The sequence below is a fragment of the Streptomyces sp. NPDC088261 genome (assembly GCF_044740805.1).
In the GTDB taxonomy this organism is placed as follows: Bacteria; Actinomycetota; Actinomycetes; order Streptomycetales; family Streptomycetaceae; genus Streptomyces.
Window position 1 is genome coordinate 24682 of sequence record NZ_JBIURL010000012.1, and the last position, 12771, is coordinate 37452.

A 12771-nucleotide genomic window follows, 5' to 3' on the forward strand; every position below is an offset into this window, starting at 1 on the left:
CGTGTGTGCGACCGGTGTGCGCCGGGTCCGCCGGGTGCCATGTGCGTGGCCGGGTCCGCCGAGTGCCATGTGCGTGGGCCGGACCCGCCCAGTGACATATGTACTGCCCGAGTCCGTACATGCGCCTCTGCCGGGGCCGTGCCCGTGCTCCGTAGCGTCGTGGCCATGACGCGGACAGCAGACCGAGCGGCTCCGGGGACCGTGCCCGACTCGCCCTCCCTCCCCCACTCTCCTTCCCTTTCCCTCCCCGACTCGCCCTCCCCCGCCGTGAGTTTCAGCGGCGTGGTCAAGAGCTTCGGTACGGTACGGGCCGTCGACGCGGCCGATCTCACCATTCCGCGCGGCGAGACCGTCGCGCTCCTCGGCCGCAACGGCGCGGGCAAGTCCACCGCCATCGCGCTGCTCCTCGGCCTGGACGAGCCGAACGCGGGGACCGTACGGCTCTTCGGGGAGACGCCCGCGCGGGCCGTCGCCGCCGGGCGGGTCGGGGCGATGCTCCAGGACGGCCGGCCCATCCGCCGGGTGACCGTACGGGAGTTGGTGGCGTTCGTCGCGAGCACCTTCCCCCGCCCTCTCCCGGTGGACGAGGTGCTCGCCCTCGCCGGGCTCACCGGCCTCGCGGGGCGCCGCGTCGACAAGCTGTCGGGCGGCCAGGCGCAGCGGGTACGGTTCGCCGTCGCGCTGGCCGGAGGGCCCGAGTTGATCGTCCTGGACGAGCCGACCGCCGCTCTCGACGTGGAGGCCAGGCGGGCGTTCTGGGACTCCATGCGGGCCTACGCCGACCGGGGCAACACGGTTCTCTTCTCCACGCACTACCTGGAGGAGGCCGACCGGAACGCGGACCGGATCGTCGTGATCGACCACGGCAGGGTGGTCGCGGACGGGACCGGCGAGCGGATCAGGAGCGCGGCCGGCGGTCACCTGGTGTCGTTCGACCTGGTGGACGGGGGTTCTCAACACGCCGACGAGCTGGGGCGGTTGCCCGGTGTGGTGTCCGCCGGGGTACGCGCGGGCCGGGCCCTGCTCCGTACCCGCGACTCGGACGCGACGGTGGTCGCCCTCGCCGGACGGGGGTGGATCCGCCGGCTCGAAGTGACCCCGGCCACGCTCGAAGAGGCCTTTGTCGCCCTGACGGACAGCGCTCCGGCCGACCCCGACCCCACGAAGGAGACCGTGTGATGCGCGCCTACATCGCCCTCGAAGTGCGCAGGACCCTGCGCGATCCCGGCTTCCTGATATTCGGCACCGGCGGTCCCGTCCTGATGTACCTGCTGTTCACCAACATCGGGGTGGACAACGACGCGGCCGCCATGGAGTGGAAGATCTCCTCGATGGTCGGCATGGCGGCGTACGGCGCGCTCGGCGCGGCGGTGTCGACCGGCACGGGGATCGCCGAGGACAAGTCCCAGGGCTGGCTGCGGCAGTTGCGTGTCACGCCGATGTCCCCGCGCGGTGTGGTGACCGGCCGGGCGATGAGCGCGTCGGTGACCGTCCTGCCCACGCTGCTGGCCGTGCTCGCGGCGGGCGGTCTGGTCAACGGCGTACGCCTGGACCCGTGGCAGTGGGCCGCGCTGGTGGTGCTGCTGTGGGCGGGCGCGCTGCCCTTCACGCTGCTCGGCATCGGCAACGGCTACCGCCTGACGGCCCAGACCACGGGGGCGGTGAGCATGGGCTCGCTGATGCTGTTGGCCGTGGTCGGCGGGCTCTGGTTCCCGATCGACGCGTTCCCTGACTGGCTGCGGTCGGTCGCCGCGTACACCCCGGCCAACCGTTTCGCCGACCTGGGCTGGTCCACCACGGCGGGCCACGCCCCGGGCGCTGTCACGATCGTGGTGCTGCTCGGGTGGCTGGCCGTGTTCGGTTCGTACGCTGTGCTCTCGTACCGCAGGTCAGCGAGGACAGCATGACACCGACGCACACGCGGCCGGCCCGGGCCGCCGACGAGCCGCGCCACGATCAGGGCAGGCCCGGCCCGCCCAGCGGGTACACCCTGCTGCCCTGGCTGCTGCTCGGCCTCGGCTCGTTCTCCAACCTCGTCCGGGGAGAGACCTCCAACGCCTGGGTCGCCGGCGCGGGGCTGCTGGTCTTCAACTCCCTCTACATCTCGGTGGTGTTCCGCTCCTTCGTCCCGTCCAGGCGGAACACGCCCACCACCTGGTGGCTGCTCGGCGCGATGGCGGTGCCGACGTTCGGCCTCGCCGCCGGGTACGGCGACAACTGGCTGATGTTCTTCCCGCTCTTCGGCCTGGCCTGCGGGAGTGTGCTGCGCGGCCGGCTCCTCGGCGTGGTGGGTTTCCCGCTGACAGCGGCGGCGGCGGTCGTCTCGGCCTATTACGAGGGCTGGGACGCGATCACCATCGCGTACGGCACGTTCATCTCGATGATGGTGACCGCCGCGATCCTCACCCTCGCCGAGACGGTGAGCGAACTGCGCGCCACCCGGCAGGAGTTGGCCCGCTCGGCGGTGGAGCAGGAGCGGCTGCGGTTCTCCCGCGACCTGCACGACCTGCTGGGCCACACGCTCTCCGTGATCGTGGTGAAGGCGGAGGCCGCGCGGCGGCTCGCGCCGCGCGACCTGGACGCGGCGCTGACGCAGGTCTCCGACATCGAGTCGGTGGGCCGACAGGCCCTGACGGAGATCCGCGAGGCCGTCAGCGGCTACCGCGAGGGCAGCCTCTCCGCCGACCTGGACCGGGCGCGCTCCGCGCTGACGGCGGCGGGGATCGAACCGCTCGTACGGCTGTCGGGCCCGCCGCTGGAGCCGCAGACCGAGGCGCTGCTGGGGTGGGTGGTACGGGAGGCGGTGACCAACGCGGTACGGCACAGCTCCGCGACCCACTGCGTGATCACGCTCGACGGCTCGGCGGACCAGGTCCGCCTGGAGATCACGGACGACGGGGTGGGCCCCCTGACGGACGACACGGCGGGAGCCCTGGCCACCGACGGGGCGGAAGCCCTCACCTCCGACGGGACGGAAGCCCTGACCACCGTCGGGGCGAGCCCCCCGGCCGCCGACAGGGCGGGACCCCTCGCCGCCGACCCCGCCCTCGACTTCGGGCGGCCGGAGGGCGGCCCGGCGTCCCCCGGTGGTACGGGCATCCGCGGCCTGACCGAACGCCTCGCGGCGGCCGGCGGCTTCCTGGAGACCGGGCCCGCGGGCGCCCGGGACGCCCCGGCGCGCGGGTTTCGCGTCACGGCCGTCCTCCCGGTGGACGCCTCGGCAACAACCACCGCCCCGACCGGGTCAGGGCCGGCCGCAGGGGACGCGGACCGGCGCGGCGGCCGGCGGAAGACGGCGTGCGGACGCCTCGCGTCCCCCGGCGGACCGGCCGCCCGGTCCCGGGACCGCTGACGGAGTCGGGCACGGAAGGCGGGTCGACTCCGCCTTCGCCCTACCCTGTTGGCCGTGACGGACATCCCGCAGGACCACACCCCGGCCCCGAAGGTACGGCTCCTCCTCGCCGAGGACCAGGGGATGATGCGCGGCGCCCTCGCGCTGCTGCTCGGGATGGAGGAGGACATGGAGGTCGTCGCCCAGGTGGCCACCGGGGACGCCATCCTGGAGGCCGCGCTCACGGCACACCCCGACGTGGCCCTGCTCGACATCGAACTGCCCGGCCTCAGCGGCCTGGACGCCGCCGCCGAGCTGCGGGACCGGGTGCCCGGCTGCCGCGTACTGATCCTGACCACCTTCGGCCGGCCCGGGTATCTGCGCCGGGCCATGGAGGCGGGGGCGGCGGGTTTCCTGGTCAAGGACGGCCCGGTGGAGGAGCTGGCGGGCGCGGTCCGCCGGGTGCTCGCGGGCGAGACCGTCATCGATCCGGCGCTGGCCGCCGCCGCCCTGAGCGCCGGGCCCAGCCCGCTCACCGCGCGCGAGCGGGACGCGCTGAACGCGTCGGCCGACGGCGCGACCGTCGCCGACATCGCGGCGAAACTGCATCTGTCCGAGTCGACCGTACGGAACTACCTGTCGTCGGCCATCGGCAAGACGAGCACCCGCAACCGCATGGAGGCGGTACGGGCGGCCCGCCGCCAGGGCTGGCTCTGAGACAGCGAGCGGTCTACGTCTCCGTACGCCTCGGCAGCCACACCAGCATCAGAACCACCCCCACGAGCAGCACCCCCGTACCCGTCCTGAACGCCAGCGCGTACCCCGCCGTCAGCGCCTCCGGCGTCGTCCCGCCCGCCGTCCGCGCCGCCGCCACCGTCGACAGGACGGCGAGACCCAGCGCGCCGCCCATCGTGCGCGACGTGTTGATCAGGCCGGAGACCAGGCCCGCCTCCCCCGGCGCGGCGCCCGCCGTGGCCAGCGCCGCCAGCGGGGTCGCGGCCAGGCCCATGCCCACCATCATCAGGATGCCGGGGCCGAGGACGACGGTGAGGTACGTCCCGTCGGCCGTCATCGTCGACTGCCAGCCGAACCCGGCCGCCGCGATCAGCGCCCCCAGCACCGCCAGGTCGCGCGCGTCGATCCGGGCCATCAGCCGGGGCGCCAGCTTGGAGCCGAGGACGATGCTCAACGAGCTGGGTATCAGGGCCAGTCCGGCGTCCAGGGGCGTGTAGCCGAGGACGTTCTGGATGTACACCGTCATGAAGAACCACGTGCTGAACGAGGCCGCGCCACAGACGAACATCGCCGTGTTGGCCGCCGACACGGCCCGTACCCGGAACAGCCCGAGCGGCATCAGCGGCGCCTTCGTCCGCGCCTCCACCCCCACGAACAGCCCGAGCAGCAGGGCCCCGGCGGCGAGCGGCAGCAGGGTCGGCGCCGCGCCCCACCCCTCCTCCTCGGTCTGCACGATCCCGTACGCGACCAGGGCGAGGCCGGCCGTCACCAGGACCGCGCCGGGCAGGTCGAGCCGCCTGCGCTGTTCCGTACGGCTCTCCGCCAGCCACACCACGGCGCCGACCAGGACCAGCGCGCCGATCGGCACGTTGATCAGCAGCACCCAGCGCCAGGACAGCAGATCGGTGAGGACCCCGCCGACCAGTCCGCCGGCCGCCCCGCCGCCCGCGCCGACGGCCGACCAGGTGCCTATCGCCCGGGTCCGCGCGACACCCGACGGCACGGCGGCGGTCAGGATCGTCAGCGTCGCGGGCGCCAGGACGGCCGCGCCGAGCCCCTGCACCGCGCGGGCGGCGAGCAGTTGCCAGCCCTCCTGGGCCAGCCCGCCCGCGAGGGAGGCCAGGGTGAAGACCGTGAGGCCGGTCAGGAACATCAGCTTGCGGCCGAAGAGGTCCGCCGCCCGGCCGCCGAGCAGCATGAACCCGGCGAAGGCGATCGCGTACGCGTTGAGGACCCATTGCAGACCCGCGGCGGACAGCCCCAGGTCGGCGCGCATCGAGGGGAGCGCCACATTGACCACGGACACGTCGAGGACGACGAGGAACTGGCCGGCGCAGGCGGCGAGGACCACCGGCCAGGTGCGGGGGGACGCGGGGGTGCGGACGGATGTCGGGGCGCTGTCGGTGTCCGTTGAGGGTCGGGGCATGGCGGTCATGGTCCCAGGCGCCCGGCGGTCCGTACATCGGGATTTCGACGGACGACCTCCGGACCGCGCGGGGGGCGCTGACCTCACGTCAGGAACACCCGCCCGACGAGGGCGACATTCAGGGGCATTTGCTCAGCAATTCCCCCACCCGGACCTCACCGGGGGCCGGCCCGGAATAACCGGGCCCGAGAGAAGGTTCACAGGGCATCCACTTCGCCGGCACACCCATGCCCGCGTTCTTCCCTGCCGGAGGCCGCCCGAATGCCGCAGACGACGCACGATCAGTTCGCCGGGACTCCCCCGGTCACCCGGGAGCGCGGAACCGGCGCCATCGTCCCCGTCCTCGCCTTCGCGGGCATCACCGTCGCGGTGATGCAGACACTCCTCGTCCCGGTCATCAAGGACCTGCCGACCCTGCTGCACACGGCACCGGCCAACGCCACCTGGGTCCTGACCGCCACCCTCCTCGCCGGTGCCATCTCCACCCCGATCATGGGCCGCCTCGGCGATCTCTTCGGCAAGCGGCGCATGCTCCTCGCGAGCCTCGCCGTCATGGTCGTCGGCTCGCTGGTCTGCGGCTTCACCGACGACCTCATCGTGATGATCGCCGGCCGGGCCCTCCAGGGCTTCGCCATGGGCGCCATCCCGCTCGGCATCGGCATCATGCGCGACGAGCTGCCGCGCGAGAAGCTCGGCTCGGCGATGGCGCTGATGAGCTCCTCCATCGGCGTGGGCGGCGGACTCGCCCTGCCCGCCGCCGCGGTGGTGGCCCAGAACGCCGACTGGCACACCCTGTTCTTCGGCTCGGCCGGGCTCGGCGTCCTGTCGATGGGCCTGGCCCTCTTCCTCGTACCGGAGTCGTCGGTACGGGCCCAGGGCACGTTCGACTGGCTCGGCGCGATCGGGCTCTCCGCCGGCCTGGTCGCCCTGCTGCTGCCCATCACCAAGGGCAGCGACTGGGGCTGGGGTTCCGGCACCACGCTCGGGCTCTTCGCGCTGGCCGCCGTGATCCTGCTGCTCTGGGGCGTGATGGAGCTGCGGGTGGCCGCGCCGCTGGTCGACCTGCGCACCACGGCCCGCCGTGAGGTGCTGCTCACCAACCTCACCTCGATCATGGTCGGGGTGGCCTTCTACGCCATCACGCTCGTCCTGCCGCAACTGCTCCAGCTGCCCACGTCCAACGGATACGGCCTCGGCCAGTCCATGGTCGTAGCCGGCCTGTGCGTGGCGCCGCTCGGCCTGACGATGATGCTGACCGCTCCCCTCTACGCCCGGATCTCCGCGCAGTACGGGCCCAAGGTGTCCCTGATGCTCGGCATGCTGGTCATCGGTGTCGGGTACGGCGCCGGGCTCGGCCTGATGAGCGCCGTCTGGCAGACCGTGGTCATCTCCGTCGTCGTGGGCGCCGGGATCGGACTGGCCTACTCCTCGCTGCCCGCGCTGATCATCGGCGCGGTCGACCCGTCGGAGACGGGCGCCGCCAACGGGCTCAACACCCTGATGCGGTCCGTCGGTACGTCCCTGTCGAGCGCCGTCATCGGGATGGTCCTCGCGCACACGTCCGTCCAGGCGGGCGGGGCGGCGGTGCCGACCCTGCACGGCTTCCGGATCTCGTTCGTCATCGCGACGGGCGCGGTGGTCGGCGGGCTGGTGCTGGCGTCGTTCCTGCCGTCCCAGGCGGCGGGGCGCCGGGCGGCGAAGGACGCGGCGGACGGCGGCGAACCGCTCGGGTCCGCCACGCTGGTCGCCGGGTCCGGCGGCTTCCGGGGGCGGGTGCTGGACGCGTACGGCGCTCCCGTCGCGCGGGCGAACGTCACCCTGATCGACCGGGGCGGGCGGCAGGCGGGGCTGACCGTCGCGGACGAGGACGGCGGCTACACGCTGCTGCCGCCCGCCGAGGGTCACTTCGTCCTCGCGGGGACGGCCACGGGGTACGCGCCGTTCGCGTGCCCGGCCGTGTACCCCGGGGGCGGGGTGCCGGTGGAGGTCGACCTGGTACTGGCGGAGGGGGCGCAGGAGCGGGTGCCGTCCTAGGACGTGGGCGGGTACGGGGCCGGGGTGCGGGCGGCGAGTTCGGGACCGTACGGCACCATGGACGCCCGCACCCCGTCCGTACCGCACCAGCCGCATCAGCGACACCCAGCCGTACCCGCCGCACCAACCGCACCACCGCGAGGAGAGCCCATGCCCGCCGGGACCCAGGCGACCGCCCCGGAGCCGGAGGTCCTCGCGGCCTTCGAGTCCGCCAAGGGGTTCATGCCCGTCCACGAAGGGCTCGCCCTCCACGCGGCGGCGGTCGGGGCGGGCGCGCTCGGTCTGCCGCTGCTGGAGGTCGGCACGTACTGCGGGCGTTCGGCGATCCTGCTGGCCGCCGCGGCCCGCGCGGCCGGCACGGTGGCCGTCACCGTCGACCACCACCGCGGCAGCGAGGAGCAGCAGCCGGGGTGGGAGTACCACGACCCGTCGGTGGTCGACCCCGATCTCGGTCTGATGGACACCCTGCCCACCTTCCGCCGTACGCTCCACCGCGCCGGCCTGGAGGACCACGTGATCGCGGTCGTCGGCCGCTCCCCGCAGGTGGCGGCGGTGTGGGGCCGGCCGCTCGGGCTGGTCTTCGTCGACGGCGGTCACACCGACGCACACGCGAACGGTGACTACGAGGGCTGGGCCCCGCACCTCGCCGAGGGCGGCCTGCTGGTGATCCACGACGTGTTCCCCGACCCGGCGGACGGCGGGCAGGCCCCGTACCGCGTCTACCGGCGTGCCCTGGCCTCCGGCGCCTTCACCGAGGTGTCGGTGACGGACTCGCTGCGTGTCCTACGGCGTACGGCGGCGGGACTCTGAGCCCGAGGTCTACGATCACGGGCGTGTCGTACGACGAGAGCCAGCCCGCCCCCCGCCGCCGTTTCGGCCGGAACCCTCTCCTCCTCACGGTCGCCGTGGCGGTGCCGGCCGCCGTGGTGGGCGTGCTGGTCTGGCAGGGTGCGGGGGGATCCGGCAGCGACGGTGGCGACGCCGCGGCGGTGACCTCCAGCGCCTCGCCCACGGGCCGCTCCGGCACCCTGCTGGACGACGGCGTCCCCGGTGATGCGGAACCCACCGCGCCCGCCCCCGGCTCCGGCTCCGGCCCGCTCACGGGCAGGGTCGTCGTCATCGACCCGGGGCACAACACCCGTAACCACCTGCACACGAGCGAGATCAACCAGCAGGTGCAGATCGGCCCGACCCGCAAGGAGTGCGACACCACCGGCACCGCCACCAACGACGGTTACGCCGAAGCCCGGTTCACGCTCGACGTGTCGCACCGGCTGCGCGACCTCCTGAAGAAGGAGGGCGCGACGGTGAGCCTCACCCAGGACGACGACCGCCCGTTCGGCCCGTGTGTGGACGAGCGCGCCCGGATCGGCAACAGGGCGAAGGCCGACGCGGTCGTCTCGGTCCACGCCGACGGCTCGGCGGTGGGCAACCGCGGCTTCCACGTGATCCTGCCCGGCCTGGTGAAGGGCGGCGGCGCGGACACCACCCCCATCGTCGGCCCCTCGCGCGATCTCGGCGAGCACATCGCCGGCCGGTTCGCGGCCGTGACGGGCAGTGCTCCCTCCAACTACATCGGTGACGGTACGGGGTTGGACGTACGCAAGGATCTCGGCGGACTCAACCTCTCGACCGTGCCGAAGGTCTTCGTGGAGTGCGGCAACATGCGCGATCCGAAGGACGCGGCCCTCCTCACCAGCGCGGAGTGGCGGCAGAAGGCGGCACGCGGGCTCGCCGAGGGCATCAGCGGCTATCTGGTGCGCTGAGCCGCGTCTCGGCCGGTGCCGCCAACGGGCCCCGGGCGTCCGGGCACCGGGCGGACGCCCCCCTCGGGCAGGCGATAGATTCATCCGTACGATGGGGAGCCGCCCCCGAGCTTCACACCGCGCACCGCCTGACGGCGGCCCACGAGACCGCCCCGACGAGACGACTGACGAAGGATTTTCACGTGAACTTCCGCTCCCTCACACGAGGCGACGGCGTGGTGATCGGAGCAGCGGTGTTGCTGTTCATCGCCTCGTTCCTCAACACGATCGGCTGCGACGGCAGTGGGTGCGACAACGCGCCGACCGCCTGGGACAACGGCGTCCTGATCCTGGGGATCTACCTGGCGGGCCTCATCGGCGCGGCCCTGATCGTCGTGTCCCGCGCGCTGCCCCGGCCGCTCAAGGTCGCGGGGATCGAACTGGCCCCGTTCGGCGTCGCGTTCACGGTGTTCGCGGCGTGGACGGCGCTCGGCGCCCTCTTCGACCCGGCGGGTTCCGCGATCCTTCCCGACGGGTTCAGCGTCGACGCGGGGGCCGGGCTCATCCTCGGTTTCATCGCGGCGCTGCTCCTGGCGGGCGCCGCGGTGGCGACCCCGCTCGTACCGCCGCTCAAGGCCCCGCTCCTCGGCGCCCCGAGGCCGCCGGCCCCGCAGCCGTACGCCGGACAGCCCGGCGGTCCGGGTGCTCCCGGCCAGGGGTACGGCTACCCGGGCGGCCAGCAGCCGTACGGCGCGCAGCCGGGTCAGTCCCAGCCGTACGGCGCGCAGTCCGGCCAGTCCGGGGCGGGCCAGCCCTTCGGCGGGCAGCCGCAGGGCCAGCCCGCGGGCGGCCGGCCGCAGGGCCAGCAGTCCCCGGCGCAGGGCGGCGCGGCCGGTCCCGGCGCGGGTGACTTCGCGCCGTTCTGGTTCGCGGTCCCGGTGGCCCGGCCCCTCTACGGGGAGGACGGTTCGCCGAGCCCGATCGCCGAACTGGCGCCCGGCACCTGGTACCTCGCGGTGGAACAGCGCGGTCCGGGCCTGGTGGCCCAGACGCAGGACGGCCGCCGTGGCGTCCTCCAGGACACCAGCGGCATCCAGCGCGGCTGACCAGTCCGGTCCGAGCCTGTTTGTACGTGTGTGGCCCCTCGCCCGGTCAGGGCGGGGGGCCACCCGTGTGTACGGGGGTTTCCGGGGCGGTCCCGCGGGTTTCACCCCCGAACAATCGGCAACACGTTCGACATGTCCTCAACGACGCGCAGTGGAAGCGGCTCCGCGGCGACGATCATCATCGTCATCGCGGACATCATGGCCTTCATCCTGGGCCTCTGGATCCTGATGTACCTGCTGGACGCCAACCGTGCCAACGAACTGGTCAACTTCATCCAGGACGCGGCACGCTGGCTGGCCGGCTGGTCCTACGACCTGTTCACCTTCGACGAGGCATGGGCCCGCGTCGTGTGTGGCTACGGTCTTGCCGCCGTCGTCTACCTGTTCATCGGCCACGGGCTGGCCAGCCGGCTGCGCCGCCACTGACCCGGCACCCCGGCCGGCGCCCACCGGCCGCCACATGTCCCACAAGTGGCTTCTTATTACCCACGCCGGTTCAGCGGCAGTCCGGTTCAGCAGCAGTCCGGTTCCAGTCCGGACGGCAGCCGTTCGCCGCTGAACACCGCGGTGGTCGCCTCGTCCCCACCGAGCGCGGCCGCCGCGAGCAGCAGCGCCCCCGCCGTCCAGGTGGTCCGTTCCTCGGGCCAGACGGCGCGGTTGCCCTCGAAGACGTACCCCGTCCAGTACATGCCGTCCCCGGCCCGCAGGTGCTGGATCGACTGGAGGATCTCCAGCGCCCGGTCGGACTCCCCCACCACCCAGAGCGCCAGGGCGAGTTCACAGCTCTCGCCGCCGGTCACCCACGGGTTGGGCAGGACACAGCGCACCCCCAGGCCCGGGACGACGAAGCGGTCCCAGCCGTCCTCGATCCGGGCCTTGGCCCGCGTCCCGGTCATCGCGCCGCCGAGGACCGGGTAGTACCAGTCCATCGAGTAGCGGCTCTTGTCGAGGAAACGCTCCGGGTGCTCGCGGATCGCGTGCCCGAGCGCCCCGGCCGCCAACTCCCAGTCCGGCTGCGGCTCCTCGCGTTCCCCGGCGATCGCGAGCGCGCAGCGCAACGCCTGGTAGACGGACGAACTGCCGGTCAGCAGGGCGTCGTTGACGGGCGTGCCGTCGGCCTCGCGCTTCCAGCCGATCTCGCCGCCCGGCTGCTGGAGCGCCAGGACGAACTCGACAGCCGCGTGCACGACGGGCCACATGCCGTCGAGGAAGCCGTCGTCGCCGGTGGCGAGGTAGTGGTGCCAGACGCCGACGGCCGCGTAGGCGCAGAAGTTGGTCTCGCGGCTCAGGTCGTCGTGACCCCCCGTCCGTCCGGTCCCGTCGGTGTCGGCGTAGGCCGCGTACCAGGACCCGTCCTCGTTCTGGTGGGCCGCCAGCCACGCGTAGGCCCGGCCCGCCGCCTCGGGTTCACCCGCCGCGTCCAGCGCCATGGCCGCCTCGACGTGGTCCCAGGGGTCGAGGTGGTGGCCCCGGAACCACGGGATCGACCCGTCGGGCCGCTGGACGGCGAGGATTCCGGCGACGGTCTCGGCGGCCTGCTCGTCGGTGAGGACTCCGGGCAGGACGAGGTGTTCCGTACGGCCGGGTCCGGCTCCGGGCAGGGTCACGCGGCGTCCGTCGCGGACAGGGCGGACACGGGCAGGTGCGGCTTGGTCGCGTAGGCCACGAAGCTCTTGCCGACCACGGGGTTGAGGAGCCGCTCGGTGAACCGGGTGGCGAAGGGCTTCTTCATGATGTCCCAGACGAGCAGCTGGTGGTACGCGCGGACGGGCAGCGCCTTGTCGTTGTCCACGCCGAAGGCGCACTTGAGCCACCAGTACGGCGCGTGGAGCGCGTGCGCGTGGTGGGTGCCGTACGGCCTGAGCCCCGACTCCCGCATCTTGCCGAGGAGTTCGTCGGCCTTGTAGATGCGGATGTGCCCGCCCTCGACCTCGTGGTACGCGTCGGACAGCGCCCAGCACACCTTCTCGGGGCCGTACCTCGGCACGGTCACGGCGATCCGGCCGCCGGGGCGCAGGACCCGGACCATCTCCGCGAGGACGCCCTTGTCGTCGGGTATGTGCTCCATCACCTCGGAGATGATGACCACGTCGAACGACCCGTCGGGGAAAGGCAGGTGGAGCGCGTCGCCCTCCATGGCGGTGGCGGTGGCGCCCTCCGGCGCCTCCCCCTCCTGCTTCATCGCGGCGAACCACTTGGCGACCTCGCGGATCTCCTCGCCGTTCCGGTCGAGCGCCACGACCCGGGCGCCGCGCCGGTAGCACTCGAAGGCGTGCCGGCCCGCGCCGCACCCCAGGTCGAGCACGCGGTCGCCCGGGGCGAGCGGGAAACGGGTGAAGTCCACGGTCAGCACAGGGTCCTGCTTTCGCGGTCGGGAAGAGGGGGATGACAGGG

General features: G+C 73.2%; 12 protein-coding genes. 9 read left to right on the plus strand and 3 right to left on the minus strand.

Annotated elements, in window-relative coordinates; translation table 11 throughout:
• Positions 1-165 precede the first annotated feature (165 nt).
• The 4 genes from ACIODU_RS22700 (at position 166) to ACIODU_RS22715 (ending at position 4048) form a co-directional block, all read left to right on the plus strand.
• Positions 166-1179 carry an ATP-binding cassette domain-containing protein gene (locus ACIODU_RS22700; protein WP_401769663.1) on the plus strand — a complete coding sequence of 338 codons (1014 nt, stop codon included), beginning with the start codon at positions 166-168 and terminating at the stop codon, positions 1177-1179.
• Positions 1179-1907: an ABC transporter permease gene (locus ACIODU_RS22705; protein WP_401769664.1), complete on the plus strand. Its 729-nt coding sequence runs from the start codon at positions 1179-1181 to the stop codon at positions 1905-1907. The genes ACIODU_RS22700 and ACIODU_RS22705 overlap by 1 nt, the downstream gene beginning before the upstream one ends.
• Positions 1904-3352: a sensor histidine kinase gene (locus ACIODU_RS22710; protein WP_401769665.1), complete on the plus strand. Its 1449-nt coding sequence runs from the start codon at positions 1904-1906 to the stop codon at positions 3350-3352. The genes ACIODU_RS22705 and ACIODU_RS22710 overlap by 4 nt, the downstream gene beginning before the upstream one ends.
• A 63-nt stretch (positions 3353-3415) precedes the next feature.
• Positions 3416-4048: a response regulator gene (locus tag ACIODU_RS22715; RefSeq protein WP_401769762.1), complete on the plus strand. Its 633-nt coding sequence runs from the start codon at positions 3416-3418 to the stop codon at positions 4046-4048.
• A 13-nt stretch (positions 4049-4061) separates the two neighbouring features.
• Here ACIODU_RS22715 and ACIODU_RS22720 read toward each other — a convergent pair whose 3' ends face one another.
• Complete coding sequence (locus ACIODU_RS22720) at positions 4062-5501, minus strand: MFS transporter (RefSeq protein WP_401769666.1); 1440 nt, start codon at positions 5499-5501, stop codon at positions 4062-4064.
• A 252-nt stretch (positions 5502-5753) separates the two neighbouring features.
• On the opposite strand from ACIODU_RS22720, the gene ACIODU_RS22725 reads away from it, so the two are divergent.
• The 5 genes from ACIODU_RS22725 to ACIODU_RS22745 all read left to right on the plus strand — a co-directional run bounded on the left by ACIODU_RS22725 (position 5754) and on the right by ACIODU_RS22745 (position 10803).
• Positions 5754-7526, plus strand: a complete 1773-nt coding sequence (locus ACIODU_RS22725) for an MFS transporter (RefSeq protein ID WP_401769667.1) — start codon at positions 5754-5756, stop codon at positions 7524-7526.
• Positions 7527-7676: 150 nt separating this feature from the next.
• Positions 7677-8336: a class I SAM-dependent methyltransferase gene (locus ACIODU_RS22730; RefSeq protein ID WP_401769668.1), complete on the plus strand. Its 660-nt coding sequence runs from the start codon at positions 7677-7679 to the stop codon at positions 8334-8336.
• Positions 8337-8359: 23 nt separating this feature from the next.
• Positions 8360-9292, plus strand: a complete 933-nt coding sequence (locus tag ACIODU_RS22735) for an N-acetylmuramoyl-L-alanine amidase (protein ID WP_401769669.1) — start codon at positions 8360-8362, stop codon at positions 9290-9292.
• A gap of 182 nt (positions 9293-9474) precedes the next feature.
• Complete coding sequence (locus ACIODU_RS22740; RefSeq protein ID WP_401769670.1) at positions 9475-10377, plus strand: hypothetical protein; 903 nt, start codon at positions 9475-9477, stop codon at positions 10375-10377.
• 132 nt (positions 10378-10509) lie between these two features.
• Positions 10510-10803 carry a hypothetical protein gene (locus tag ACIODU_RS22745; RefSeq protein WP_356422651.1) on the plus strand — a complete coding sequence of 98 codons (294 nt, stop codon included), beginning with the start codon at positions 10510-10512 and terminating at the stop codon, positions 10801-10803.
• Positions 10804-10889: 86 nt separating this feature from the next.
• Here ACIODU_RS22745 and ACIODU_RS22750 read toward each other — a convergent pair whose 3' ends face one another.
• On the minus strand, positions 10890-11978 hold the full coding sequence (locus ACIODU_RS22750; RefSeq protein WP_401769763.1) for a prenyltransferase/squalene oxidase repeat-containing protein: 1089 nt from the start codon (positions 11976-11978) through the stop codon (positions 10890-10892).
• A gap of 2 nt (positions 11979-11980) precedes the next feature.
• Positions 11981-12730: a class I SAM-dependent methyltransferase gene (locus ACIODU_RS22755; RefSeq protein ID WP_401769671.1), complete on the minus strand. Its 750-nt coding sequence runs from the start codon at positions 12728-12730 to the stop codon at positions 11981-11983.
• Positions 12731-12771 lie beyond the last annotated feature (41 nt).